Here is a 25,893-nt window from a genome sequence, read left to right as displayed (position 1 = left end):
TTTTTAATTGAGATTATTTTTAGGAGCCATGAAATGGTACAAGCAACAGCAAGACATTTACTCGTTAGCACTCAAGAACAATGTGAGACATTAAAGCAACAAATTGAAGCTGGTGCTGATTTTGCTGATGTGGCAAAAGCAAACTCTTCATGCCCTTCAGGTGCTCAAGGTGGTGAGTTAGGTTCATTTGGCCCAGGCATGATGGTTAAAGAGTTCGATGAAGTTGTGTTTAGTGCGCCTTTAAATGTAGTGCAGGGGCCTGTTAAAACTCAATTTGGCTATCACTTACTTGAGGTGACTAGCCGCGGCTAGCCCCTAATGTGTAAACTGACGAAATGGCAGCCTAGCAAGGCTGCCATTTTTTTGAAACGATTTAATTTTTATCAATTTTATGGTGAATAATGCAAATAAGGTTATATGGCGAAAAAGTCATGCTGCGCAATCTAACCCAAAATGACTGGCCTTCTTTTTTGCAATTGCACTTAGATAGTGCAGTTCAGCAATATATTCGTAAAATTGAGGCTGAAAACGATATTAAAGCAAAATTTACCCAACGTTTAGCGCCTTGGTTTTTTGACTCTGGCGAATGGTTATCTTTGGTTGTTGAACGAATTGATAATCAGGAGATTGCCGGAATAATAGGTTTTAGATGTGATGATGTTAACGGGCCGCGTGCTGAAGTGGGCTACCTTATGTTGCCTCATCAACAAGGTATGGGGTTTGCAACCGACAGTTTACGAACCATTGTCGATTGGGGAGCTTTGCAATTTAATATGCATAAATTCATAGGTATTTGCGCCTGTGAGAATCTCGCTTCACTTAACGTCCTTAAGAATGTGGGTTTTATTATTGAAGGTACATTAAGGCAGCACAGTTACATTAACGGCACCTGGTTTGATGATTATTATTTAGGATTGCTCACATCACAAAGGCGATAAAGATTTGTAAATCCTCCCTGAAGATAAAATAAATTGCCAAGGACACTGTATTCTATATGGCATTTGTCACATAATACGTAATACAAGTGAAAACTATTCTCGTTAGCGGGTTAAACTTTGATCTAGATTCGAGTTTCAAACGCTAAGCTCAGATAAAATTCTTGATGATATTAATGTTGTAGAAGGTAAGTGCTACATGAAACTGAGTGAACTCAAAGCTGGAGATCGCGCAATTATCTCTGAAATCGGTCAATTAACGTTACCGCAAACAGTAAAACGTAAGTTGTTATCGATGGGCATAACACCTAATACGCATTTTTCTTTTATTCGCCGGGCACCCATGGGCAGTGGTGTTGAATTAGATTTACGTGGCAGTAAATTATGCATGCGTTGCGATTTAGCCGATATCATTGAGGTAGTAATAACTAATGACTAAACAATTTCATTGCGTCACAGTTGGTAACCCAAATGCAGGTAAATCAACACTTTTCAATGCTCTCACAGGGGCGAATCAGCAAGTTGGCAATTGGTCTGGTGTAACAGTTGAGAAAAAAACGGGAAAATTTAGTTATTTAGGCGCCGAAATATCGCTAACCGATTTACCCGGTATTTATGATTTACTTCCCGCTGGAAATAGTTGCGACTGTTCTTTAGATGAACAAATTGCACAAACATATTTAGCAGAACAACAAGTGGATGCCATCATCAATCTTGTCGATGCGACCAATGTTGAACGCCATCTGTATTTAACAACGCAACTTCGTGAGCTTGGCATTCCCATCATTGTTGTTGTTAACAAAATAGATGCAGCAAAAAAGCTCGGCATTGATATTAATGTCGCCGACATGTCAGCGCGTTTGGGTTGTCCTGTTATTGCCATTTCTTCTCGTCACCTAGCAGATATCGAAACATTAAAGTCTGAAGTTCTGACCCTACTGAAAAGTAGTGAGGTAGTAACACCGTTATTGCTTGAATATCCGGAAGGAATAGAATCGAGCATTAAGGCATTGCAATATCAAAACGATGAGCAACAATTGGCCGCCCTTAGCCGTGGTCAGGCGCTATCGATTTTAGCTAACAGTCATGGCAATGCTTGTGGTACTAGCGAAGTACAATTACATGACACTGTTAAACAATGCGTTCAACGAGCAGAGCAAAATGGTGACGATATTGAAATCATGATTGCAACAACGCGATACGATTTTGTTCAAAATGTATTTCAGGCTTCTGTTCATCAAGGCCAACATATAAGCGCATCTGACAGATTAGACAAAGTGGCGCTGCACCCTGTTTTGGGTATTCCAGTATTCCTTTTTGTTATGTACTTAATGTTTTTATTCAGTATTAACGTTGGTAACTCGTTTATCGACTTTTTCGATATCACCGCAGGAGCCATTTTCGTTGATCACTTTGGTGCATTATTAGTCTCAATTGGCTCGCCTGATTGGCTAGTGACGATTCTTGCGGGCGGCATTGGACAAGGCATACAAACGGTTGCCACTTTTATTCCTGTTGTTGCAGCGTTGTTTTTAGCGTTATCTGTGCTAGAGGCGTCGGGCTACATGGCCAGAGCAGCATTTGTTGTTGACGGGTTAATGCGCCGTATTGGTCTGCCTGGAAAAGCGTTTGTGCCAATGATTGTTGGTTTTGGTTGTTCTGTACCTGCAATTATGGCGACAAGAACGCTTGGCAGTGAACGTGAGCGAATTGTGACAGGCATGATGGCGCCATTTATGTCCTGTAGTGCTCGTTTACCCGTTTATGCTTTATTTGCAGCAGCATTTTTCCCTGAGTCTGGTCAAAATCTAGTTTTTTTACTTTACATCATCGGTATTTTTGCGGCCATTGGTACAGGTTTATTATTACGTAAAACCGTATTGCCGGGCACTAGCAGTGCTGTCGTGATGGAGTTACCAAGTTATGAAATGCCTAAAACCAAAGCTGTATTTTCACGAACCGCTAAGCGGACAAAAAGTTTTGTTATGGGCGCGGGTAAAACCATTATTATTGTTGTTACTCTGCTTAACTTTGTTAATGCGATTGGTACAGATGGCTCATTTGGTCATGAAGACAGCAAAGAATCGTTATTGAGTGTTGCAAGCCAACAGATCACACCGCTTTTTGCACCTATGGGGATTGAACAAGATAACTGGGCTGCCACAGTCGGTATTATTACTGGTATTTTTGCTAAAGAAGCCGTAGTCGGTACACTTAACAGTTTGTATAGCAATGCCGAAGGCGAAGAAGAAGCCATGTTGTCTATTTGGGATAGTGTCAAGGTCGGTTTAACAACAATCCCAACAAACCTATTAGGTATTGAACCCGATGACCCATTGTCTATTGCGATTGCAAGTATTACTGATTTAGATGAAGCTGCAGCGGAGCTTTCCGTTGATACTTCAACCTTTAGTGCGCTTCAGACTGGATTTAAGAGCCAATTAGCTGCTTTCTCATATCTATTATTCATTTTACTTTACACCCCTTGTGTAGCCGCTATGGGTGCATTAGTGAATGAATTTGGTGCTAAGTGGGCTCGATTTGCTGCCATTTGGACGTTTTCATTGGCATATGGTTCAGCTACGGTGATTTATCAAGGCGCCACTTTCTCACAGCATCCATTACAATCGGCAAGTTGGATTGGCTTTTTTGCTGTTGCTTTAGTTGGTTTCTACATGTGGTTGAGCAAAAAAGGCAGACAAGCACAACAGATCATTCCAGGTATTCGTATTGTCACAGAATAGTCCTTGTTGATCTCAATGATTCTTTTAAAACCCAGCATTGCTGGGTTTTTGTTTTACGCTAATTGATGTTTTTTGTTTATCTGGTTAATTTTTTCGGCACTAGTAGTTGTAACTACTGAAGAACTGTAGGATCATCTGTTTTTTATTCATATTGCCATTGTGTGCCAAGAGGAATTCCATGAGTCATGTGGACACCGAAGTACGTCCTAGTAACTTCATTCGTAATATTATAGACGAAGACCTAAGTAGCGGTAAGCACAGCCAAGTTCATACTCGTTTTCCGCCAGAACCAAACGGTTTTTTGCATATTGGTCACGCTAAATCTATTTGCTTAAATTTTGGTATAGCAAAAGATTACCAAGGTCAATGTAACTTACGTTTTGACGATACTAACCCTGAAAAAGAAGACATCAATTATGTGAAGTCTATTCAGGAAGATGTGCGTTGGTTAGGCTTTGAATGGTCTGGCGATATTCGTTATTCGTCAAATTATTTTGATCAATTACACCAATATGCAGTTGAGCTGATAAACAAAGGCCTTGCTTATGTTTGTTTTCTCACTGGTGATCAGACCCGTGAATACCGTGGCACATTAAAAGAACCTGGCAAAAATAGCCCATACAGAGACACCAGCCCAGAAGAAAACCTCGCATTGTTTGAAAAAATGCGTAAAGGTGAATTCAAAGAAGGTGAGTGTGCTTTACGTGCCAAAATCGATATGGCATCGCCTTTTATGTGCATGCGTGATCCAGTTATATACCGTATTCGTTTTGCACATCATCATCAGACCGGTGATAAGTGGTGTATCTATCCGATGTACGACTTTACTCACTGTATCTCCGATGCAATTGAAAACATTACTCATTCAATTTGTACCTTAGAGTTTCAAGATAACCGTCGCTTGTATGATTGGGTGTTAGATCATTTAGATGATTTCCAAGCACCAAATCGTACCCGCCAGTATGAGTTTTCTCGTTTAAACCTTGAATACACTTTGATGTCAAAGCGTAAATTGAATGATTTAGTCACTCGTAAACTTGTTGACGGTTGGGATGACCCGCGTATGCCAACAATTGCTGGTTTGCGTCGCCGCGGTTATACACCCGCATCTATTCGTGAATTTTGTTTACGTATTGGCGTGACTAAGCAAGAAAACTTAGTTGAAGTCGGTATGCTAGATGCGTGTATTCGTGAGGAACTAAACGAACATGCACCACGAGCGATGGCTGTATTACGGCCTGTAAAAGTGGTTATTGAAAACTACCCTAATGCACAGCCAGAATCAATTTTAGCGCCAGCGCACCCAAATAATGATGCGATGGGTACTCGTGAATTGTCTTTTGGTCGTGAGTTGTTTATTGATATTGAAGACTTTAAAGAAGAAGCAAACAAGCACTTTAAACGTCTTGTTTTGGGTAAAGAAGTTCGTTTACGTAATGCTTATATTATTAAAGCTGAACGTTGCGACAAAGATGCAGAGGGTAATGTAACGACCATCTATTGTACATATGATGCCGATACATTAGGTAAAAACCCAGCAGATGGCCGCAAAGTAAAAGGTGTTATTCATTGGGTTGAGGCAACAACAGCACAACCTGCTGAGTTCCGTCTGTATGATCGTCTATTTACTCAAGAAAACCCAGCAGCATTTGAAACTGTCGATGAGGTGCTAAATCCACAGTCTTTAGTTGTATTGCAAGGCTTAGTTGAACCGGGTTTAGTTAACGCGCCTGCAGAGAAAGCCTACCAGTTTGAAAGAGAAGGTTATTTCTGTGCAGATAATAAAGATTCTAGCCCAGAACATCTTGTATTTAACTTAACTGTGCCACTTCGAGACTCTTTTTCTTAATGCGTTTTCAATAATATACCCAATAAAAAAGGCGCCTTGAGCGCCTTTTTTATTTAGTTTACATTTGTTTATTGCAACATTGGACCAAATCCTACACTCCATAAGATGACGCTAGACGCCATGAGTGCAACTAATAACACCAGTCCTGCAGTAACAACTGAACTGGCGTAAATAAATCCTTTTTCTTCAGGAATATTCATAATAATGGGCACACCAGCATATAGAAGATATACCGAGTACGATAAACCAATTAATCCGACGACCATCATAAACCACAACACAGGATACAATGCCGATAAACCAACCATAAATAATGGTGTAGCCGTGTAGGCTGCTAATTCTAAGGCTTGAGTATACGTTGGATCTGCATCAAAAGTTTTTCCCATCCAAAATGCAAGATAAGCCAGCGCAAGTACACCAATAATTAAGCCAAAGTACATGCCTATAGACATAAACATTGCGCTTTTAGAGGTTAAAAATAATGGCTCTCCAGCTCCAGGGTGCCAGCCAATATGTGCAGTTGCAAAGTAAGCACATACCGAGGGGATCAGTGCGATAAGTAATACATGACTAAGGCTACTTTTCAGTGCCTCGTGATTTTGCTCAATTGTGTGCCACTCTTGTTTAGGATGAGTGTAAAGCCCCATTAAATGATTTAGTACCATTGTAGTTATCCTTGTTTAGCATCTTTGACCTAGCTCGCCAAACAGCAGGCGAACTGACTACAGCTCTGAATCAATCGCCTTAATCAGTTCACTACACTTATTAACAGAATTTTTAAAAGCTAAACAATGGATGTTTACTGTCTGTTGCAAAGTTATCACCTCATCCCAACTAGAGGTTATCTTTAAGGAGATTGATGCATTGATCTATTTACATTAACTAGCGTGTTAATGTTTAGTTAATATCACAATGCCTTGTCTATTTATTAAACATAAATACACTTTCGTCAAGTTGTATTACGATTTGGCCTTCAGAAAAGATCATTGAAACGCTAAAATAAGGCCAAATGTGTAATTTGGATCCAAAAGCGAATGCAGCAACTACTTGCCCCCATTAATCAGTTTTTAGGTTGTGAAACACCCCAAAGGTGGATTGACTTTGCCAAAGCGCCTGAACAATTAACTGCACTGTTGATTGATCATTGTAACTGTGAGCTCAAAGCCGCACAAACAGCAATGATGATGATCCGTAAATATGCCATTGACAAAAATAGTGCTCAGGTATTGCTTGCATGGGCAAAGCCTTATGAAGATTTAGTGTATAACCAAGACCGAGATGTGAAAGCTTTTTTAGGCAGAGATATCAAAAAAAATGATATCACCAGCGAGCTTGTTGCCAGTAATGTCATGCCCAATAGCGAAGATTTGATGGCAAAAATGGTACGTTTAATCAAAGAAGAGTTTCATCACTTTGAGCAAGTGCTGCAAATTATGACCTCAAGGGGAATAAGTTACAGTAACATGAGGGCAGGACGATATGCTAAAAGTCTTATTAGTCATGTGCGTACTCATGAGCCACTAACAATGATTGATAAGTTAATTGTGGGGGCTTTTATAGAAGCCCGATCTTGCGAACGCTTTGCTAAATTAGCTCCTCATTTAGATGATGAATTGGCAAAATTTTATGTTTCATTGCTACGGTCTGAAGCCCGGCACTTTCAAGATTATCTGGTTTTAGCTCAAGAAATTGCTGGTAAAGATATTGATGAACGTGTTGCTTTTTTTAGAGAACAAGAAGCTGCGTTAATATTATCTGACGATACCGAGTTTCGATTTCACAGTGGTATCCCTGCAAGTTGATAAGTCTTACAGGGATGATGGATTAAGGTGTGAAGGGTCTTTGTTGCAATTCACAACCTTGGGGTGATACTGATAAAACACTGCCTTGAGTATACCAATCGCCAACGACAACACGCTCTTTGTTGTTAGCTAAGTGATGGATATCTGGTCTATGAGTATGGCCATGTATCATTCTTTGGCAGTGTGTCACGTCAAGTAGTTTATCGACCGCTGAGGATTCAACATCCATGATCTCATATTGCTTATGTTGATTACCTTGAACACTTTTTTGACGAATTTTTGCGGCAATATTTAAGCGAGTTTGTTTGGGTAATAGGTTGGCGTATATCCAACGAACAGCACTTATGCTCCTAAATTGCCTAAAACGCTGATAAGCCTTGTCGAGTGTGCATAGGCTATCGCCGTGAAGAATAACAGTAGGAGTTCCGTAGAGGTCGATGCAATAGACTTCAGGTAATATTTTCATGCCTGCTTGCTTACAAAAAGCTCGCCCCACCATAAAATCACGATTGCCATGAATGAAATACACCGGCATTTTAGCGGAAACGACTTTTATTGCTTTGGCAATATCTCGGGTAAAAGGTTCTGCAATATCATCTCCCATCCAAACTTCGAATAGATCGCCAATAATATAGAGTGCTTGCGCTTGGTCTAATCCATGCTCAAGAAAATCTAAAAAGGCGAGGGTGATATCGGGGCGATCGGCACTTAAATGCAAATCGCCCACAAAGACAGTGCGCTTCAAAATTACGCTTTTACGCTAACGTTTTGAAGAACTACAGCTTCTAATGGTACGTTTTGATGCATACCACGGTTGCCCGTTGCGACCGTTTTGATTTTTTCAACTATGTCTAATCCTTCAACGACTTCACCAAATACACAATATCCCCAGCCTTGGGTGGTTTCTGATTTAAAATCTAAAAAGGTATTATCATTGACGTTGATAAAAAATTGAGCCGTCGCTGAGTGAGGATCTGAGGTACGAGCCATTGCAATGGTGCCTACACGATTAGATAAACCGTTGTTGGCCTCGTTTTTGATGGTTTCATTACAACGTTTTTGTCCCATGTCTTCAGTAAAACCACCACCTTGGATCATGAATCCGTCGATAACACGGTGAAATATGGTGTTGTCATAAAACCCTTCTTCAACGTATTTCATAAAATTCGCGACTGTTAATGGCGCTTTTTCGGCATTAAGTTGAAGCGTAATGTCGCCATAGTTTGTGTGTAAAGTAACCATTCGTTTTCACCTGATAAAAAATAATTTGCGCGATTCTAACTTATCTTACTTGCGGCATAAAGTGCAGTGTTCAAAACAGGTGACATCATGCTAGACTCGGCAATAGTATTTACCTTTATAAATTAGTGTAAAAGAGAACTTTCGATGTTGAAAATTTACAATAGTATCAGTCGTGAAAAGCAAGAATTTAAACCAATAACCCCAGGCAAAATTGGCATGTACGTCTGTGGCGTGACAATTTACGATTTGTGTCATATTGGTCACGGACGTACTTTTGTTTCGTTTGACATGATTGTGCGCTATTTACGTTATATTGGTTACGAAGTGAATTTTCAGCGTAATATTACTGACGTTGACGACAAAATCATTAAACGTGCCGCTGAAAACAATGAGTCATGCGATGCATTAACTGAGCGATTAACCGTAGAAATGCACCGTGATTTTGACGCGTTAAATATGTTACGCCCCGACTTTGAGCCTCGTGCAACCTTACACATGGCTGAAATTATCGATATGGTGCAATTACTACTCGAACGAGGTCACGCTTATGTTGCCCCTGATGGCGATGTACTGTTTAGCGTAGCGTCTTACAAAGATTATGGTCGCTTATCTGGGCAGAATCTTGAGCAGTTGCAAGCCGGCGCCCGAGTTGAGGTAGACCAAACAAAGCAAAACCCGATGGATTTTGTGTTGTGGAAAATGTCTAAACCAGGTGAGCCTACTTGGGAGTCGCCATGGGGCCCAGGGCGTCCTGGATGGCACATTGAATGTTCTGCAATGAACAGCAAGCATTTGGGTGTGCATTTTGATATTCATGGTGGTGGAAGTGATTTACAGTTCCCACATCATGAAAACGAAATCGCGCAGTCTTGCTGTGCTCATGATACGCCTTATGTTAACTACTGGATGCATTCTGGCATGGTGATGGTTGATCGTGAGAAAATGTCTAAGTCTTTAGGTAATTTTTTTACTATTCGTGATGTGCTTGAGCATTACGATCCAGAAACCGTGCGTTATTTTTTATTGTCTGGCCATTATCGTAGCCAATTAAATTATTCAGAAGATAACTTAAAGCAAGCCCGTGCTGCGCTAGAGCGTTTATATAATGCGCTTAAAGATTTAGATTTAACCGTAGCCCCAGCCGATGCTGAGCAATATGTAGCTAAGTTTAAGCAGGCAATGGATGATGATTTTAATACACCAGAAGCATACTCAGTGCTATTTGATATGGTTCGTGAAATCAATCGTTTAAAAATGACTGATATGGCTGCCGCATCAGCATTGGGCGTGAGTCTTAAGCAATTAACGGATGTACTAGGTCTTGTTAGTCAAACGCCTGAAGCCTTTTTTAAAGGTGAAGGGAGTGATGATGAAGTGGCCGAAATAGAAGCCTTAATCGTTGAACGTAACCGTGCCCGTACAGAAAAAGATTGGCCTGCAGCAGATGTGGCGCGAAATCGTCTTAATGAACTCGGGGTCGTTTTAGAAGATGGCCCTAGCGGTACAACTTGGCGTAAAAAGTGATTCTAAAAATCATTAAGCATTAAGCAAAAAGCCTGCTCTGAGCAGGCTTTTTAATGTTGAGTTATCAATGCTGCTAGCTGTGATATTGCTCGCATGCATAAAGCGTGTTTTCTAACAGACTCGCAATGGTCATAGGGCCAACACCACCAGGTACTGGAGTAATAAACGCCGCTTTTGAAGCCGCAGCGTCAAATTCAACATCGCCAACCAAGGTGCCATCGTCTAAACGATTAATCCCCACATCAATCACAATTGCTCCAGGCTTAATCCATTCACCAGGTATAAAACCCGGTTTACCAACGGCAACAACCAGTAGATCTGCTTGACGTACTTTTTGTTCTAGGTTTTTGGTAAAGCGATGGCATGTTGTAGTGGTGCAACCTGCTAAAAGTAATTCTAAAGTCATAGGTCTGCCGACAATATTCGATGCGCCAACCACAGTGGCATCTAATCCGTAAGTATCAACACCGGTCGATTTTATTAACGTCATAATGCCCATCGGGGTGCATGAGCGAAGAACCGGAATACGCTGTGCTAATCGGCCAACATTGTATGGGTGAAAACCGTCAACGTCTTTATCTGGACGAATACGCTCAATGACTTTAGAGTCGTCAATATGAGCAGGTAATGGTAGTTGTACTAAAATGCCATCGATTTGAGGGTTATTATTGCACTCATCTATTAATGCCAATAATTCAGCTTCTGTTGTGCTGGCATCAAGGTCAAATGACTGAGATTCAAAACCGACTTCTTCACAAGCGCGGCGTTTACTACCTACATAGACCTGTGACGCAGCATCACTACCAACCAAAATTACTGCAAGGCCGGGGACTCTTTGGCCTGCGTCTTTGCGGGCTGTAACCTTTTGTTTAAGAGTATTGCGGATAGATTGTGCAATGGCTTTACCGTCAATAAGTTGAGCAGTCATGGCTGTAGAGTTTCCTTTGAAAGACGCGGGTTGTGGCTAAAGTGAAAATCGGGGCTATTCTAACAGGCGATTAAAAGGGTGTCATTTGCTAGACAAGGAAATACAGTGAATAAACTATTCGCGCTTTGATGCTAATCACTCTTTTTGCTGTTAAATTCAACATATAGACAATTAGCTCAAAAAAATCGTTGACGATAACAAAGTGACTCGCTAAGATGCGCTCCGTTCTCGAGACAAGATGGTTAGTCCATTGTGATACTATCTTAGAGAATTGATAAACTCGGTGATTAGCGCAGCCCGGTAGCGCATCTGCTTTGGGAGCAGAGGGTCAGAGGTTCGAATCCTCTATCACCGACCAAATTCAATTATTTGTTTATGTGTTAACTAAACAAATAATCAAACAAGTGTTAAGCTTGTTTAGCCAGACAGGAAACAGCAAATTGCTGTGCCATGCGCCCGTAGCTCAGTTGGATAGAGCACCCGCCTTCTAAGCGGGTGGTCGCAGGTTCGAACCCTGCCGGGCGTACCATTTCAGTGGTGATTGTAGCTCAGTTGGTAGAGTCCCGGATTGTGATTCCGGTTGTCGTGGGTTCGAGCCCCATCAGTCACCCCATTTTTCTTTGATTATACAAATTGTTCAACGGCACGAAAATTGAGCAGTGTTAATCATAAAAATAATCTCCAGTACTAAATCATCTGCTAGTACGTCAGTAAATTCAATTCGCACATTAAACGCGCAAACACATCAAAATGGCTAAAAGTCCGCCCTTTTATAGCGTAATTCGACCTATTCAGGCTCGACTATGCTAAAAACGGTGGCTATAATGTCGCGTCTTGATAAATATCAAAAATAAGCTACCTGAACCAACAGCGTCTTCAGCATCTTTATTATCGCTGTGCTGGAGGCCTTAGCTAAACACACGGTCAAGAAACGAATATCTAATAGTTGAGTTATCGACTATTACAAAGAACGTTAGACATATTTCGAGGTAAAACAATGCAAGTTTCTGTTGAAACAACTCAAGGCCTAGAGCGTCGCCTAACAATTTCTGTACCTGCTGAGCAAATTGAGAAATTAGTTAAAGACAATGTATTACGTGAAGCTAAGCGTGCACGTCTTCCTGGTTTCCGCCCTGGTAAAGTACCAGTTACAGAAATCAACAAACGTTACGGTAAAGCGATTCGTCAAGACATCACTGGTGAAGTGATGCAACGTAACTTTATTGAAGCTATCGTAGCTGAAAAATTAAACCCAGCTGGCGCACCAGTATTTACTCCTGGTACAACAGAAGGCGACACTTTTAAGTTTGTAGCAACTTTTGAAATCTACCCAGAAGTGACATTAACTGGCTTAGATACTATTACCGTTGAACAGCCAAAAGCTCAAGTTAACGATGCAGACGTTGACACCATGATTGAAACCTTACGTAAACAACACGCGACTTATGCTGTTGTTGAGCGTGAAGCTGCAGATGGCGACAAAGTTAAAATGAACTTTGTTGGTTCAATCGACGGCGAAGAATTTGAAGGCGGTAAAGCGGATGATTTTGAACTACAAATTGGTTCAAACCGCATGATCCCTGGTTTTGAAACGGGTATCGCTGGCCATAAAGCCGGTGAAACATTCGATATCGAAGTATCATTCCCAGAAGATTACCACGCTGAAAACTTAAAAGGTAAAGCGGCTAAATTCGCCATTACTTTAACAGAAGTTCAAGGTGCAAGCTTACCAGAAGTGAACGACGAATTTGCTTCACTATTTGGTATTGCAGATGGTGGCTTGGACGCACTTAAAGCTGAAATCCGTAAAAACATGACTCGTGAGCTAGAGCAAGCGCTTAAAGCAAACGTAAAAGAGCAAGTGATTACTGGTTTATTAGCGGCTAACGATATCGTTATCCCTAAAGCGTTAGTAGATGGCGAAGTGAACGTACTACGCCAACAAGCTATGCAACGTTTTGGCGGTCAAACTGAAAACATGCCTGAGCTTCCTGCTGAATTATTCACAGAGCAAGCAGAGCGTCGTGTTAAAATTGGTTTGCTATTAGGCGAAGTGATCAAAACAAACGAGCTAAAAGCTGAAGACGATCGTGTTAATGCATTGATCGAATCTATGGCTTCTGCGTATGAAGATCCATCTGAAGTTGTAGCATACTACAACTCAAACAAAGAACTCATGCAGAACATGCGCAACGTAGCGCTTGAAGAACAAGCTGTTGAAGCCCTATTAAAATCAGCTAAAGTAACCACTAAAGACGTTGCTTTTGAAGAATTTATGAACAAGGCTACAGGCAGAGCGTAAGCTAAGCTTGACTTAACAAGGCGTTCGCCATTTATAATGGCTCGTATGAGGTTCCTCATGCGGGCCATTTTTATTTTAGGGAAATGAATAATGCATAAAGCACCAGAATCTGTACTCAATGCGCTTGTACCTATGGTTGTTGAACAAACAGCAAAGGGTGAACGTTCTTACGACATTTACTCACGTTTATTAAAAGAGCGTGTTATTTTTTTAGTTGGCCAAGTTGAAGAGCATATGGCTAACCTTATTGTGGCTCAGCTATTATTCTTAGAATCAGAAAGCCCAGACAAAGATATTTATCTGTACATCAATTCACCAGGTGGTTCAGTGACTGCTGGTATGGCGATTTATGACACCATGCAGTTTATCAAACCTAACGTAAGTACCGTATGTATGGGGCAAGCTGCGAGTATGGGTGCATTTTTACTCGCTGGCGGCACAAAAGGAAAACGTCATTGTTTGCCTAATTCGCGCGTGATGATCCACCAACCATTAGGTGGTTTCCAGGGGCAAGCATCTGACATCGCAATTCATGCGCAAGAAATTCTTGGCATTAAAAACAAATTAAACCAAATGTTAGCAGACCACACTGGTCAACCACTAGAAGTCATTGAGCGCGATACAGATCGTGACAACTTTATGAGCGCTCCTCAAGCGGTTGAATACGGTTTAGTGGATTCAGTATTAACAACTCGCAGTTAATACAGGCTGATTTTTTGCTGTGACTGGGGTATTCTTCATTCAAGTGAACGAAGAAACCTAATTACAGCCAGTAAGCATATCGACAAGCAGAGCTCAGATGTAAAATCTAGGCTGCAACCAGAGGTAGAATAATGGGCGATAACAAAAAAAACGGTGACAGCGGCAAACTGCTGTACTGCTCTTTTTGCGGAAAAAGTCAACATGAAGTGAGAAAGCTGATTGCTGGCCCATCGGTATACGTGTGTGATGAATGCGTTGATTTATGCAATGACATCATCCGAGAAGAAATCAAAGAGATTTCGCCTAAGCGTGATGAAGATAAATTACCGACACCACATGAGCTACGCCAGCATTTAGACGACTACGTCATTGGCCAAGATCAAGCCAAAAAAGTGTTGGCGGTTGCGGTATACAACCACTACAAGCGATTACGTAATGGTGCTGTAAAAGGTGGCGTAGAGTTAGGTAAAAGTAATATTTTGCTTATCGGTCCTACCGGTAGTGGTAAAACCTTACTGGCAGAAACCTTGGCTCGCTCATTAAATGTGCCGTTTACCATGGCAGATGCAACCACACTAACTGAAGCAGGTTATGTGGGCGAAGACGTTGAAAACATTATTCAAAAGCTACTGCAAAAATGTGATTACGACGTTGAAAAAGCAGAGCGCGGTATTGTTTATATCGATGAAATCGACAAAATTAGCCGTAAATCAGACAACCCATCGATCACGCGAGACGTGTCAGGTGAAGGTGTACAACAAGCCTTGCTTAAGCTAATTGAGGGTACCGTTGCTTCTGTGCCACCACAAGGCGGCCGTAAACACCCACAACAAGAGTTTTTGCAGGTCGATACCTCTAAAATTCTGTTTATTTGTGGTGGTGCATTCGCCGGGCTTGAAAAAGTGATTGAGCAACGCGCTCATACCGGTACAGGTATTGGATTTGGCGCTGAAGTGAAAGGCGAAGCAGACAAAGCAACCATTTCACAAATTTTAGGTCAAGTTGAACCTGGCGATTTAGTTAAGTTTGGGTTAATTCCTGAATTCATCGGTCGTTTGCCTGTTGTTGCGACACTAACCGAGTTAGATGAAGCTGCACTGGTACAGATTTTGTCTGAGCCTAAAAACGCGTTAACCAAGCAGTATGGTGCTTTATTTGAAATGGAAAACGTGGAACTTGAGTTCCGCGACGATGCATTACAAGCCATTGCCCATAAAGCCATGTCACGTAAAACCGGTGCCCGTGGATTGCGTTCAATTGTAGAAAGCATTTTGCTTGATACCATGTACGATATTCCATCGACAGATGGTGTGATTAAAGCGGTCATTGATGAGTCAGTGGTTAAAGGCGAGTCAGCCCCTATCTTAATTTACGAAAATACCGACACTCAGGCCGCCTCAGGCGAACAATAATTATCCTGATAGTTTGTAAATTGAAAAATAAGGAGTCCATTGGGCTCCTTTTTTCGTATTGGCCATTGAAACTGACAACATCACCCCAATATACTCAGTATTAAGTCTATTTCATTAAACGGAATCGAGCCATGACCCAAGAGCGTGAAGCGCATATCGAACTCCCCGTATTACCACTGCGAGATGTGGTGGTTTATCCGCATATGGTAATTCCGCTATTCGTAGGACGGGAAAAATCCATTCGTTGCCTAGAATCGGCAATGGAACAAGACAAACAAATTTTACTGGTCGCTCAGCGTGACGCTGATTTAGACGAGCCAGGCAAAGACGATATTTTTGATATCGGTACTGTAGCGTCTATTTTGCAGCTATTAAAACTTCCTGACGGCACGGTTAAAGTGTTAGTTGAAGGTGGTCAGCGCGCTAAAATTAAGCGTTACACCCAAGAAGACGCATTCTTTACTGCTACTGCCGAATATCTTGAATCGCAAGAATTAAGCGATAAAGAAGAAGAAGTACTGGTGCGCAGTGCGATTGGCCAATTTGAAGGCTACATCAAACTCAATAAAAAAATCCCACCTGAAGTGCTGACTTCATTGTCGGGTATCGATGAAGCCGCACGTTTAGCCGACACAATGGCTGCGCATATGCCGTTAAAGCTTGAAGATAAGCAATCGGTATTAGAAATGATTAACGTGGGCGAGCGTCTTGAATATTTAATGGCGATGATGGAATCGGAAATCGACTTATTGCAAGTTGAAAAACGTATTCGTACCCGCGTTAAAAAGCAGATGGAAAAAAGCCAGCGTGAATACTATTTGAATGAGCAAATGAAAGCCATTCAAAAAGAGTTAGGCGACATTGACGAAAGTCACGATGAATTTGAAGTATTGGCGCGTAAAATTGAAGAAGCAGGCATGCCAATCGATGCCAAAGATAAAGCCAATGCAGAGCTAAACAAGCTAAAAATGATGTCACCAATGTCAGCAGAAGCGACCGTTGTTCGCAGTTATGTTGACTGGATGACCTCAGTGCCTTGGAAACAACGCTCTAAAATTAAGCGTGATCTAGCCAAAGCGCAAGAAGTGCTCGACACTGACCACCACGGTCTTGAAAAAGTTAAAGAGCGTATTCTTGAGTATTTAGCTGTACAAAGCCGAGTTAAGCAGCTTAAAGGGCCGATTTTGTGTTTGGTAGGACCACCAGGTGTTGGTAAAACATCGCTTGGTCAGTCAATTGCAAAAGCAACTGGCCGTAAGTACGTGCGCGTTGCGTTAGGCGGCGTGCGTGATGAAGCGGAAATTCGTGGTCATCGTCGTACTTACATTGGTTCTATGCCAGGTAAAGTCATTCAAAAGATGGCAAAAGTGGGCGTTAAAAACCCATTATTCTTACTTGATGAAATCGATAAGATGAGTTCTGACATGCGTGGCGACCCTTCGTCAGCCTTGTTAGAAGTACTCGATCCTGAACAAAACGCGACCTTTAACGACCATTATTTAGAAGTTGATTACGATCTATCAGATGTGATGTTTGTGGCAACGTCAAACTCAATGGATATTCCAGGTCCGTTACTTGACCGTATGGAAGTGATCCGTTTGTCGGGCTATACCGAAGACGAAAAGCTTAATATCGCTAAACAACATTTACTGCCAAAGCAAGTTGAGCGTAATGGTCTAAAAGCTAATGAGATCAAGGTCGATGACAGTGCTATTTTAGGCATTATTCGTTATTACACCCGAGAAGCGGGTGTGCGTTCATTAGAACGTGAACTGTCTAAAATATGCCGTAAAGTGGTTAAGCAAATCTTGTTAGACAAAGCCGTTAAAGTGGTTGAGGTCAATCAAGATAACCTTAAGTCATTCTTAGGTGTGCAACGTTTTGACTTTGGTAAAGCAGAGTCGAGCAACCAAATTGGCCAGGTAACGGGTCTTGCCTGGACTCAGGTAGGCGGCGATTTATTAACAATAGAAGCCACCTCAGTAGCAGGTAAGGGTAAATTAACCTATACCGGCTCGCTTGGCGATGTGATGAAAGAGTCTATTCAAGCGGCGATGACCGTTGTACGTGCTCGTGCTGAAAACTTGGGCATCAATAACGACTTTTATGAAAAACGCGATATTCATGTGCACGTGCCTGAAGGGGCAACACCAAAAGATGGCCCTTCAGCCGGTGCCGCAATGTGTACCGCGTTAGTCTCTAGCTTAACCGGCAACCCAGTGCGTAGTGATGTGGCTATGACTGGTGAAATCACATTACGTGGTGAAGTGTTACCTATTGGCGGATTGAAAGAAAAACTACTAGCAGCACATCGTGGTGGTATTAAACACGTGTTAATACCTAAAGAAAATGAGCGAGATCTGGAAGAGATTCCAGCAAACGTGATTGCAGATTTAACCATACATCCAGTACGTTGGGTTGATGAAGTTTTAAAATTGGCGCTAGAACGACCAGTTGAAGGCTTTGAAGTGGTTAAAAAATAGCTTGTTAGCAAAAAAATTGCTGTAGAGTATAAAAAAAGTGAAAAAAGGGGCTTAACAAAACGCTGACCTGTGGTAGCCTAGGTCTGTGGAGAGTCAGACGCACCAAGCCCTTGGGGCATCTGACTTTGAGCTGTATCCAATTTCATTTTTTTGGTTTTCATACTAAGTTTGATGTGTTATCAAGCTTATTACAATAAAGCCTCCGCAGACCGCTCTAAACACGGATTTGGTTGCGGCGCGACAATAACATTCAAGGGGATGACATGAACAAATCTGAACTAATCGAGAAAATCGCATCTGGTGCTGATATTTCTAAAGCTGCTGCTGGCCGTGCACTAGACTCATTTATCGCTGCGGTAACTGAAGGTCTTAAAGAAGGCGATAAGATTTCTCTAGTTGGTTTTGGTACATTTGAAGTACGTCAACGTGCTGAGCGTACTGGCCGTAACCCACAAACGGGTAAAGAAATTAAAATTGCTGCTGCGAACATTCCTGCGTTCAAAGCTGGCAAAGCGCTTAAAGACGCTGTTAACTAAATCGTTAGCAACGTAGCCTTTGTAAGGCATTCGTAATACAAGCACTGCTTAGGCGGTGCTTTTTACGAAAAGCAATATGGTTATGCACGCCATAACACATATTGGGAGTATTGGGTCATACCCGTGGTAGCGTCTGATAACTCCATATAATTTACATTAAGGCGCATCCACAAGGTGATGCGCCTTTTTATTTTATTAATCGCAACAAGCGAGAATTCAGATGTTAGAAAAAATCCGTGAAGGATCACAAGGGGTTGTTGCTAAAACAATTCTTGTGCTTGTGATACTTTCTTTTGCTTTTGCCGGTGTGAGTAGCTATTTAGGCTCTAATACTGGTATCCCTGCAGCCATCGTTAATGGTGAAGAAGTTAGCGCCAGCGATCTTGAAAATGCGTTCCAAAATGAACGTTCACGTATTGAACAACAGTTAGGTGAAATGTTTAACGCATTAGCCGCTGACGACAATTACATGAACGGCATAAAACAAGGTGTTTTAGACCGTTTAGTGGCTGACAAATTAATTGATCAAGCTGCAAATAAACTAGGTTTGCGTGTATCAGATGAGCAAATCAAAAGAGCCATTATTGAAGAACCTGCTTTTCAAACAGATGGTAAATTTGATAACGACCGTTACTTAGCGGTACTTCGTCAATTAGGTTATCAAACAACCAGTTTTAGAAACATGATGCGCGTTGATATGACTCGTCGACAACTGCTTAATGCCATCGTTGGTAGTGAGTTTGTATTAGACGGTGAAGCAAAACAACTTGCGCAAGTACAAGGTCAAACCCGTGATATTCGTTATTTAGTGGTTGATTCTACGCCTTACTTAGCAAGCGTTTCTGTGTCTGATGAAGAAGCACAAACTTATTATGATGCTAACCTGGCTCAATTTATGAGCCCAGAGCAGGTGAGTTTAGAATACGTTGAACTTAACGTTGCTGACATGGCTAAAAGCAGCCAAACCACTGACGAAGAAGTTAAGGCGTACTACGATGAACATCAGTCTCAATACCAAACACCTGAAAAACGCCTAGCCGCTCACATTTTTGTTGCAGCAACAGACGATGACGATGCAGATAAAGCCAAAGCCGATGCCATAGTTGCCAAACTCAATACAGGCGAAGATTTTGCTGAAGTGGCTAAAACTGATTCAGATGATCAATTGAGTGCACAGCAAGGTGGTCAATTAGACTGGTTTGAACAGGGCGTAATGGATGCTGCTTTTGATGAAGCATTATTTGCTTTGCAACAAGATCAAGTATCGCCAGTGGTTAAAAGTGAATTTGGTTACCACATTATTAAGCTACTTGACTTACAAGCTAGCCAAGCGACAGCGTTTGCTGATGTTAAAGCTAAAATTGTAGCGCAATTGCAAGAAAAGAAAGCCTTAGATGTATTCTATGGGTTGCAAAGTAAACTTGCAGACACCAGCTATGAAATTCCAGATACCTTAGTTGACACGGCCCAAGCTGTTGGTGGCAAAGTTCAAACCACTGCGCTTTTCTCGCGTGATAATGTACCTGCTAAGTTTAATAATCCTGAACTTATCAAAGCTGCATTTTCTGACCAAGTATTGGCTAGCGGCATGAACAGTGATGTGATTGAATTAGCGCCAAATCATGTGGTTGTTATCCGCATGAAACAACATAACATGGCTGGCACAATGGCATTTGCGGATGTTAAAGCCGGTATCGTTGAACGCTTAAAACAAGACAAGGCTAACGAAAGTGCGCGTGAAAAAGCAGCGCAATACATGGCTGAGTTAAAAGCAGGTAACGACACATTAACCGACGCAACATTAACGGCATTACATAAGTTGGGTCGTTTTAACCAAGAGATCGATCAAGCTATTACAGACAAAGCCTTTAAAATTGCAGCGCCTGCTGCTAATAGCGTCACTATTGATACTGCGGCATTAGCCACAGGCTATGCGGTTATTGTGCTTGATAAAGTTAATGAAGCAGAAGGGATTAATGACAACTTGATTAACACCCTTAAGCAACGTTTAGCACCTCAATATAGTGAGGCGGATTACCGCGCGGTTATCGCGACACTTAAAGCTGATGCTGAAATTGAATATCCTGTTGTCGAGTAGATGATTAGTTGAGCTGTTTGAGAGTTCAGTATGGATAAATCGAGCTAGCTCATTAATTTCAATATTAATTTATTTTATTCGTGATAAACAAAAGACCTAGGCATACTGTCTAGGTCTTTTTATTTTTGTAAACAAGGAGAAGTTGTGGGCCATAAACTTGATCAGGCATTTGAAAAAGTACTCGCCTATATCGATTCTAATATTGCAGCGCCACTGGATATTGATAACCTTGCAAGGATTGCAGAGCTGCCAACGTGTCATTTTCAGCACTTGTTTTACACGCTATACCGTTTGTCGATAGAAGAATACGTCGAACTACTTAAAAGCTTGCAGGCAGCCCATCAATTAGGGTTTGGTGAGCAAGTGCCGTTAGCGGCAATTGCAGCTAAATTGGGTTATCACAATGAAGCTGATTTTGTTGACTCGTTTACCCTTAGTATTGGCCAAAGCCCACAGTCATTCAGGCAAGCGCCCGATTGGAATAATTTCTTTTCCAAACAACAACCGCTTAAATCGTTTGAGTCACCTCAGGATGCAATGCTCACTGCAAATGTTGAAATAGTGCAAATGGATGCTTTAGTGCTTGCTATCGTTACGCACAATGGCCCAGAAAACGCATTACCTCAGACTATTGAGCGCTTTATTCAATGGCGCCAAAAATATGCAATAGGGCCTAATCTCGGTCGTACGTTTAACTTAGTACACAGCTTGCCACAAGCGAAGCCATACCATATGGATATTGGGGTCTCACTTGATGAAAATACGTATTCGAGGTTAGCATCAACTGGGTTAACACAGGAGGGCATATATACCCAAGTGATTAGCTCCGGTCGTTATGCAAAGTTATCGGTAAAAACAGATACACAAAATAGCAATATCAATGCGTTGTTACATGCTGGGGTTGATTACCTTTATCGTATTTGGCTAAATGAGCAGCCATACTCATTACGCAATAGCCCACTCATGTTTGAACGGCTCAATATTGGCGGGTTTGCTGAGTCAGGTATCAAGGCGCACTCAGTCGATATCTACTTACCTTTGCTATAGCCTTGATATTTAGTCTGGACATTATGGTAAATGGTTTTTTTAAGGGTGAACATGGCGCATTAGTTCTGCACAAATCCACACCATATAATTAGCCCAGGCATAACCAAATACTGAAAACATCACCGCAACGGGAGCTAAGTGTCGATTAAACGACATGGCAACAATAGGAGCTGATGCCGCACCGCCAATACAGCATTGGCTACTAATAGCCATGTAAGCTAATGGCGCTTTCATAACAAGTCCGGCGATTAATATCAGTAAGGCGTGAAAACTCAGCCAGACAAAGCCAATGGCAAAATAGATTGGAAAGTCATTAATCATTGTTAAGTTCATTTTTAACCCCATCGTGGCGATCAATAAGTACTTCTGGCGCTAAATACCTCATCATCGGCTTCGTTTGTCGCACTGTTTACCTGAACTTCCATTTGATAAACCAGTTGTAAATCGTCATTAATTTTTTCGCTACCTTTAACACCAACACGACTCAAATTGTTTTCAAGCACTGTGCCTTCTTTTCTGTTTTGGGTGGTAAAACCGTGTTCAGAATTCGTCATCGAGATATCTAAACGGCCATAAGCCGTAGGTGATTCGGCGAACACATTTGTCGACATTACTGATAGCGCAGATAGTAAGGCTATAGAAATTAAGCTTTTATTGGTTTTCATAGTCATCTCTTCTCATTCGTTAATGTTTGTTGTATGAGTTGGCTTTCGAGTCAGCGAGAAAGCATGGATGAATGCTAAAGGCTTATGTAATGGTGAACATGAACGTGAGTCACAGGCCATTATATTTGCGGGCATTTTAAGTAAGTTTGAATAGGGTTTCATAAAAACTTAACCACTTAGCAAGTTTGACCAGTGTCTAAGTTTGGATATCTCTTTATGAGTAATCTTGCCGTCAACAAAGCAAGTAAAATCCAATAAAAAAAGGAAATGAACAATGAAACTAAAATACTTAGTCTCGGCGATGGCAGTGATGATGCTATCTTCTGGTACTGCGGTGGCTAAGTCTGATGACTAGGCGTCTTTTCACGCTGAAATGGACAGTTGTCAGTCTTGCCACACTAAACCGATTAATGTGAGCGACAGTGAAACTCACGAGAATGCTCAATGTAAATCATGCCATGGTGATTACGCCGAATTAGCCAACGACAAGTTACAGTTTGATCCGCACAATTCTCATTTAGGAGACATTAATTGTACCAGTTGCCATAAAGGTCATGAGGAACCTAAGTTCTACTGTAATGAGTGTCATTCGTTTGATCAAAAAGACATGCCATTCTCAGGTGCGAAAAAGAAAGCGCCTTGGGATAATGGCTGGGATCAAGAAAAAATTCAAAAAGCCATTGCTGCCGGTCCTCGTGAAACAACCCAAGTTTTAGTTGTTGGTGCAGGTAGTGCTGGTTTTAATGCGTCATTAGCAGCAAAACAAGCGGGTGCCAATGTTATTTTGGTAGAAAAAGCACCATTTAGTGGTGGTAACTCTATGATTTCAGCTGGTGGTATGAATGCTGTAGGCACTAAGCAGCAAAAAGATCATGGCGTAGAAGATAGTGTTGAATGGTTTATCGAAGATGCGATGAAAGGTGGCCGCCAACAAAATGATAAAAAGCTTGTGACCATTCTAGCTGAGCAGTCGGCAGAGGGGGTGCAATGGTTAGAGTCGTTAGGGGCAAACCTAGAAGATCTTAAACGCTCTGGCGGGGCACGAGTAGATCGTACTCATCGTCCACTCGGTGGCAAGAGCTCAGGCCCTGAAATTATTGATACCTTACGTCAAGCTACCAAGGCTCAGGGTATTGATACACGCTTAAATTCACGTGTAGTTAAGTTAGTTGTTAATGATGATCATACAGTAGTTGGTGCAGTTGTTCATGGTAAGCATACCGGCTATTACATGATCGCAGCTAAATCTGTTGTGTTAGCAACAGGTGGTTACGGCATGAATAAAGAAATGATTGCTTATTACCGTCCAACAATGAAAGACATGACCAGCTCAAACAACGTTACCGCAACGGGTGATGGTGTGTTATTGGCAAAAGAAATTGGTGCCAGTATGACAGATATTGACTGGGTTCAAGCTCACCCAACAGTGGGTAAAGATAGCCGTATTTTGATTTCAGAAACAGTGCGTGGTGTGGGTGCTGTCATGGTAAATAAAGACGGTAATCGCTTTATTAGTGAGTTAACCACGCGTGATAAAGCATCTGATGCCATTTTAAAACAACCTGGTCAATTTGCATGGCTAATTTTTGATAACCAGTTATACAAAAAAGCCAAAATGGTACGCGGTTATGATCACCTCAACATGCTTTACAAGGGTGATACGATTGAAAAATTAGCTGAAAAAACCGGTATGAAAGTGGCTGATTTAGCTAAAACCGTAAGTGATTATAATGGTTATGTTGCCGCTGGAAAGGACAATGCATTTGGTCGTGATGACATGCCATTGAACATGACTCAAAGCCCATATTATGCCGTTAAAGTGGCTCCTGGTATTCACCACACAATGGGCGGTGTAGCGATTAACCCTGAGGCGTCAGTACTCGACCTTCAAAGTAAACCTATTTCGGGCTTATTTGCCGCAGGGGAAGTCACTGGTGGCGTTCATGGCCATAACCGTTTAGGTGGTAATGCTATTGCCGATACCGTGGTCTTTGGACGCATCGCGGGCGACAATGCAGCTAAACATGCTTTAAAGACAAAATAGTGTAACTTCATCTTTTTATCCCTTGTGTTACTTTGGGTTAAGTCATTAGGCTTAACCCTTTTTTTTGCCTGTTCAATTCAATATTGGAATATAGATTTTGTGTGTCGACTGACCATTATTTTTTGTCTATCTCGCCGGCCGCCTGAACATACATAGCGTAATTCTACTAATTAATGGTATTTCAAATACAAAAAAAGCCGCAATGCAGTGCATTGCGGCTTATGGTTAACGGGTTTGATTTAACCTGAAGCTAATTGATATTTACATCATAATTAATGGAAATGGTATTACAGCTCAATAACATCAAATGTCACGTTAGGATCAACGTCTGCGTCATAATCAATACCTTCGATACCGAAACCGAACAGTTTTAAAAACTCTTCTTTGTATTCATTGTAATCGGTTAATTCGCTCAGGTTTTCTGTGGTCACTTGTGGCCACAAATCACGGCAATGTTGCTGAATATCTTCTCGCAATTCCCAATCGTCTAAACGCAGACGATTTTCGCTGTCAACAACAGGAGCCTGACCGTCGTTGCGATATAAACGTTCGCTAAACATACGGTAAATTTGCTCCATACAGCCTTCGTGAAGGCCTTCTTGGCGCATTTTTTTGAATACCATGGCGATATAAAGCGGCATAACAGGAATAGCTGAGCTGGCTTGTGTCACAACGCTTTTTAATACTGCAACGTTAGCTGAACCACCGGTTTTTGCTAGTTGAGAATTTAACGCATGTGCAGCACGGTCTAAATCCATCTTGGCTTGCCCTAATGCTCCGTGCCAGTATATTGGCCAGGTTAACTCGGTACCAATGTAGCTATAAGCCACGGTTTTACAGCCATCTGCTAAAACGCCAGCATCACTTAACGCGCTCATCCATAATTCCCAATCCTGGCCACCCATTACGGTGACTGTATCGGCAATTTCTTGCTCAGTAGCAGGCTCTACAGACGTTTCGATGATGGCATTTTTATTGGTATCCACTGCGGTTGCGGTGTAAGTCTGGCCAATGGGTTTAAGTGATGAGCGGATCACTTCACCTGTGTCAGGAAGCTTTCGTACCGGTGAGGCTAATGAATACACCACCATGTCGATTTGCCCTAAATCTTGTTTAATCAGCTCAATGACTTGTTGCTTGGCTTCGTGACTAAATGCGTCACAGTTAATGCTTTTAGAGTATAAGCCTTCAGCTTTAGCAAATTTGTCGAATGCCGCTGTGTTGTACCAGCCAGCGGTACCGGGTTTGGTTTCTGAACTTGGTTTTTCAAAAAACACGCCGATAGTTGCAGCGTCGCAACCAAATGCAGAGGCAATACGCGATGACAAGCCATAACCACTAGAAGAACCTACAACTAGGACTTTTTTTGGGCCATTGGCTATTTTGCCTTTGGCTTTAGTGAGTTCAATTTGCTCTTTGACATTGGCTTCACAGCCTACAGGGTGAGTTGTTGTACAAATAAAGCCACGGATCTTAGGTTTAATAATCATATTTTGGTTTCTTCCTTTAACATTGGCTCTAGGATAATAAGTTCGACGCCTAAATGGCACTGATTTTTACCAAAAACACTGTAAAACCAC

The 25,893-nt window shown here is 41.6% G+C and carries 22 protein-coding genes and 3 tRNA genes; 18 read left to right on the top strand and 7 right to left on the bottom strand.

What is annotated here, in order from left to right:
• The first annotated feature begins 33 nt into the window (after positions 1-33).
• The 5 genes from IEW93_RS13185 (at position 34) to glnS (ending at position 5,528) form a co-directional block, all read left to right on the top strand.
• On the top strand, positions 34-312 hold the full coding sequence (locus IEW93_RS13185; RefSeq protein ID WP_188739788.1) for a peptidylprolyl isomerase: 279 nt from the start codon (positions 34-36) through the stop codon (positions 310-312).
• A gap of 89 nt (positions 313-401) precedes the next feature.
• Positions 402-938, top strand: coding sequence for a GNAT family N-acetyltransferase (locus tag IEW93_RS13180; RefSeq protein ID WP_188739787.1), 537 nt, complete (start codon positions 402-404; stop codon positions 936-938).
• Between the two features lie 196 nt (positions 939-1,134).
• A complete protein-coding gene (locus IEW93_RS13175) occupies positions 1,135-1,374 on the top strand; it encodes a FeoA family protein (RefSeq protein ID WP_188739786.1) in 240 nt (79 codons plus the stop codon).
• Positions 1,367-3,679 carry a Fe(2+) transporter permease subunit FeoB gene (feoB, locus tag IEW93_RS13170; RefSeq protein ID WP_188739785.1) on the top strand — a complete coding sequence of 771 codons (2,313 nt, stop codon included), beginning with the start codon at positions 1,367-1,369 and terminating at the stop codon, positions 3,677-3,679. Before IEW93_RS13175 ends, feoB begins: the two co-directional genes overlap by 8 nt.
• Positions 3,680-3,857: 178 nt before the next feature.
• Positions 3,858-5,528: a glutamine--tRNA ligase gene (gene glnS / locus IEW93_RS13165; RefSeq protein ID WP_188739784.1), complete on the top strand. Its 1,671-nt coding sequence runs from the start codon at positions 3,858-3,860 to the stop codon at positions 5,526-5,528.
• Between the two features lie 68 nt (positions 5,529-5,596).
• Here glnS and IEW93_RS13160 read toward each other — a convergent pair whose 3' ends face one another.
• Positions 5,597-6,193, bottom strand: a complete 597-nt coding sequence (locus IEW93_RS13160; RefSeq protein WP_188739783.1) for a Yip1 family protein — start codon at positions 6,191-6,193, stop codon at positions 5,597-5,599.
• A gap of 369 nt (positions 6,194-6,562) precedes the next feature.
• On the opposite strand from IEW93_RS13160, the gene miaE reads away from it, so the two are divergent.
• Positions 6,563-7,330 carry a tRNA isopentenyl-2-thiomethyl-A-37 hydroxylase MiaE gene (gene miaE, locus IEW93_RS13155; protein WP_188739782.1) on the top strand — a complete coding sequence of 256 codons (768 nt, stop codon included), beginning with the start codon at positions 6,563-6,565 and terminating at the stop codon, positions 7,328-7,330.
• A gap of 22 nt (positions 7,331-7,352) precedes the next feature.
• Here miaE and IEW93_RS13150 read toward each other — a convergent pair whose 3' ends face one another.
• Both IEW93_RS13150 and IEW93_RS13145 read right to left on the bottom strand, forming a co-directional pair.
• Entirely contained in the window at positions 7,353-8,075 is a 723-nt protein-coding gene (locus tag IEW93_RS13150; protein ID WP_188739781.1) for a UDP-2,3-diacylglucosamine diphosphatase, read from the bottom strand.
• Positions 8,076-8,077: 2 nt separating this feature from the next.
• Positions 8,078-8,572: a peptidylprolyl isomerase gene (locus tag IEW93_RS13145; RefSeq protein WP_188739780.1), complete on the bottom strand. Its 495-nt coding sequence runs from the start codon at positions 8,570-8,572 to the stop codon at positions 8,078-8,080.
• Positions 8,573-8,716: 144 nt separating this feature from the next.
• Between IEW93_RS13145 and cysS the strand changes: the two genes are divergently transcribed.
• Complete coding sequence (gene cysS / locus IEW93_RS13140) at positions 8,717-10,096, top strand: cysteine--tRNA ligase (RefSeq protein WP_188739779.1); 1,380 nt, start codon at positions 8,717-8,719, stop codon at positions 10,094-10,096.
• A 73-nt stretch (positions 10,097-10,169) separates the two neighbouring features.
• On the opposite strand, the gene folD is transcribed toward cysS, so the two are convergent.
• Complete coding sequence (folD, locus tag IEW93_RS13135) at positions 10,170-11,024, bottom strand: bifunctional methylenetetrahydrofolate dehydrogenase/methenyltetrahydrofolate cyclohydrolase FolD (protein ID WP_188739778.1); 855 nt, start codon at positions 11,022-11,024, stop codon at positions 10,170-10,172.
• A gap of 281 nt (positions 11,025-11,305) precedes the next feature.
• Here folD and IEW93_RS13130 point away from each other — a divergent pair.
• From IEW93_RS13130 to IEW93_RS13085, 10 genes are all read left to right on the top strand, one after another.
• Positions 11,306-11,382 (top strand) — tRNA-Pro (locus IEW93_RS13130).
• Between the two features lie 94 nt (positions 11,383-11,476).
• A tRNA-Arg gene (locus IEW93_RS13125) sits at positions 11,477-11,553 on the top strand.
• Positions 11,554-11,561: 8 nt separating this feature from the next.
• A tRNA-His gene (locus tag IEW93_RS13120) sits at positions 11,562-11,637 on the top strand.
• Between the two features lie 384 nt (positions 11,638-12,021).
• Positions 12,022-13,326, top strand: a complete 1,305-nt coding sequence (gene tig / locus IEW93_RS13115) for a trigger factor (RefSeq protein ID WP_188739777.1) — start codon at positions 12,022-12,024, stop codon at positions 13,324-13,326.
• Positions 13,327-13,416: 90 nt separating this feature from the next.
• Positions 13,417-14,028, top strand: coding sequence for an ATP-dependent Clp endopeptidase proteolytic subunit ClpP (gene clpP, locus IEW93_RS13110; RefSeq protein ID WP_160053354.1), 612 nt, complete (start codon positions 13,417-13,419; stop codon positions 14,026-14,028).
• Between the two features lie 131 nt (positions 14,029-14,159).
• Positions 14,160-15,440 (top strand): ATP-dependent protease ATP-binding subunit ClpX, encoded by a 1,281-nt coding sequence (clpX, locus tag IEW93_RS13105; RefSeq protein WP_188739776.1) that lies wholly within the window; start codon positions 14,160-14,162, stop codon positions 15,438-15,440.
• A gap of 131 nt (positions 15,441-15,571) precedes the next feature.
• Positions 15,572-17,923: an endopeptidase La gene (gene lon, locus IEW93_RS13100; RefSeq protein WP_188739775.1), complete on the top strand. Its 2,352-nt coding sequence runs from the start codon at positions 15,572-15,574 to the stop codon at positions 17,921-17,923.
• Positions 17,924-18,186: 263 nt separating this feature from the next.
• Entirely contained in the window at positions 18,187-18,459 is a 273-nt protein-coding gene (gene hupB, locus IEW93_RS13095) for a nucleoid-associated protein HU-beta (protein WP_160053351.1), read from the top strand.
• Positions 18,460-18,679: 220 nt separating this feature from the next.
• Entirely contained in the window at positions 18,680-20,557 is a 1,878-nt protein-coding gene (locus IEW93_RS13090; RefSeq protein WP_188739774.1) for a SurA N-terminal domain-containing protein, read from the top strand.
• A gap of 144 nt (positions 20,558-20,701) precedes the next feature.
• Positions 20,702-21,604, top strand: a complete 903-nt coding sequence (locus IEW93_RS13085) for an AraC family transcriptional regulator (RefSeq protein WP_188739773.1) — start codon at positions 20,702-20,704, stop codon at positions 21,602-21,604.
• Between the two features lie 39 nt (positions 21,605-21,643).
• Here the strand turns inward: IEW93_RS13085 and IEW93_RS13080 are convergent, their stop codons facing one another.
• Both IEW93_RS13080 and IEW93_RS13075 read right to left on the bottom strand, forming a co-directional pair.
• Complete coding sequence (locus tag IEW93_RS13080) at positions 21,644-21,937, bottom strand: DUF819 family protein (RefSeq protein ID WP_229706689.1); 294 nt, start codon at positions 21,935-21,937, stop codon at positions 21,644-21,646.
• A 20-nt stretch (positions 21,938-21,957) separates the two neighbouring features.
• Positions 21,958-22,269: a porin gene (locus IEW93_RS13075; RefSeq protein WP_223418201.1), complete on the bottom strand. Its 312-nt coding sequence runs from the start codon at positions 22,267-22,269 to the stop codon at positions 21,958-21,960.
• Positions 22,270-22,642: 373 nt separating this feature from the next.
• On the opposite strand from IEW93_RS13075, the gene IEW93_RS13070 reads away from it, so the two are divergent.
• Entirely contained in the window at positions 22,643-24,313 is a 1,671-nt protein-coding gene (locus tag IEW93_RS13070; RefSeq protein ID WP_373284925.1) for a flavocytochrome c, read from the top strand.
• Positions 24,314-24,600: 287 nt separating this feature from the next.
• On the opposite strand, the gene fabV is transcribed toward IEW93_RS13070, so the two are convergent.
• Positions 24,601-25,803 (bottom strand): enoyl-ACP reductase FabV, encoded by a 1,203-nt coding sequence (gene fabV, locus IEW93_RS13065; protein ID WP_188739771.1) that lies wholly within the window; start codon positions 25,801-25,803, stop codon positions 24,601-24,603.
• Positions 25,804-25,893 lie beyond the last annotated feature (90 nt).

The sequence above is a fragment of the Shewanella inventionis genome, assembly GCF_014641855.1.
Lineage (GTDB): Bacteria > Pseudomonadota > Gammaproteobacteria > Enterobacterales > Shewanellaceae > Shewanella > Shewanella inventionis.
Note: the sequence above shows the minus strand (reverse complement) of the source record. Positions and strands in the feature narration are given on the sequence as shown.

What these genes read in the sequence shown, in the direction of transcription:
- glnS (WP_188739784.1), top strand. Translation starts at nt 3,858, where the DNA reads ATGAGTCATGTGGACACCGAAGTACGTCCTAGTAACTTCATTCGTAAT.
- IEW93_RS13160 (WP_188739783.1), bottom strand. Translation starts at nt 6,193, where the DNA reads ATGGTACTAAATCATTTAATGGGGCTTTACACTCATCCTAAACAAGAG.
- hupB (WP_160053351.1), top strand. Translation starts at nt 18,187, where the DNA reads ATGAACAAATCTGAACTAATCGAGAAAATCGCATCTGGTGCTGATATT.
- IEW93_RS13185 (WP_188739788.1), top strand. Translation starts at nt 34, where the DNA reads ATGGTACAAGCAACAGCAAGACATTTACTCGTTAGCACTCAAGAACAA.
- folD (WP_188739778.1), bottom strand. Translation starts at nt 11,024, where the DNA reads ATGACTGCTCAACTTATTGACGGTAAAGCCATTGCACAATCTATCCGC.
- lon (WP_188739775.1), top strand. Translation starts at nt 15,572, where the DNA reads ATGACCCAAGAGCGTGAAGCGCATATCGAACTCCCCGTATTACCACTG.
- miaE (WP_188739782.1), top strand. Translation starts at nt 6,563, where the DNA reads ATGCAGCAACTACTTGCCCCCATTAATCAGTTTTTAGGTTGTGAAACA.
- IEW93_RS13070 (WP_373284925.1), top strand. Translation starts at nt 22,643, where the DNA reads ATGGACAGTTGTCAGTCTTGCCACACTAAACCGATTAATGTGAGCGAC.
- IEW93_RS13180 (WP_188739787.1), top strand. Translation starts at nt 402, where the DNA reads ATGCAAATAAGGTTATATGGCGAAAAAGTCATGCTGCGCAATCTAACC.
- clpP (WP_160053354.1), top strand. Translation starts at nt 13,417, where the DNA reads ATGCATAAAGCACCAGAATCTGTACTCAATGCGCTTGTACCTATGGTT.
- IEW93_RS13145 (WP_188739780.1), bottom strand. Translation starts at nt 8,572, where the DNA reads ATGGTTACTTTACACACAAACTATGGCGACATTACGCTTCAACTTAAT.
- feoB (WP_188739785.1), top strand. Translation starts at nt 1,367, where the DNA reads ATGACTAAACAATTTCATTGCGTCACAGTTGGTAACCCAAATGCAGGT.
- IEW93_RS13075 (WP_223418201.1), bottom strand. Translation starts at nt 22,269, where the DNA reads ATGAAAACCAATAAAAGCTTAATTTCTATAGCCTTACTATCTGCGCTA.
- clpX (WP_188739776.1), top strand. Translation starts at nt 14,160, where the DNA reads ATGGGCGATAACAAAAAAAACGGTGACAGCGGCAAACTGCTGTACTGC.
- fabV (WP_188739771.1), bottom strand. Translation starts at nt 25,803, where the DNA reads ATGATTATTAAACCTAAGATCCGTGGCTTTATTTGTACAACAACTCAC.
- IEW93_RS13080 (WP_229706689.1), bottom strand. Translation starts at nt 21,937, where the DNA reads ATGAACTTAACAATGATTAATGACTTTCCAATCTATTTTGCCATTGGC.
- IEW93_RS13090 (WP_188739774.1), top strand. Translation starts at nt 18,680, where the DNA reads ATGTTAGAAAAAATCCGTGAAGGATCACAAGGGGTTGTTGCTAAAACA.
- cysS (WP_188739779.1), top strand. Translation starts at nt 8,717, where the DNA reads ATGTTGAAAATTTACAATAGTATCAGTCGTGAAAAGCAAGAATTTAAA.
- IEW93_RS13175 (WP_188739786.1), top strand. Translation starts at nt 1,135, where the DNA reads ATGAAACTGAGTGAACTCAAAGCTGGAGATCGCGCAATTATCTCTGAA.
- tig (WP_188739777.1), top strand. Translation starts at nt 12,022, where the DNA reads ATGCAAGTTTCTGTTGAAACAACTCAAGGCCTAGAGCGTCGCCTAACA.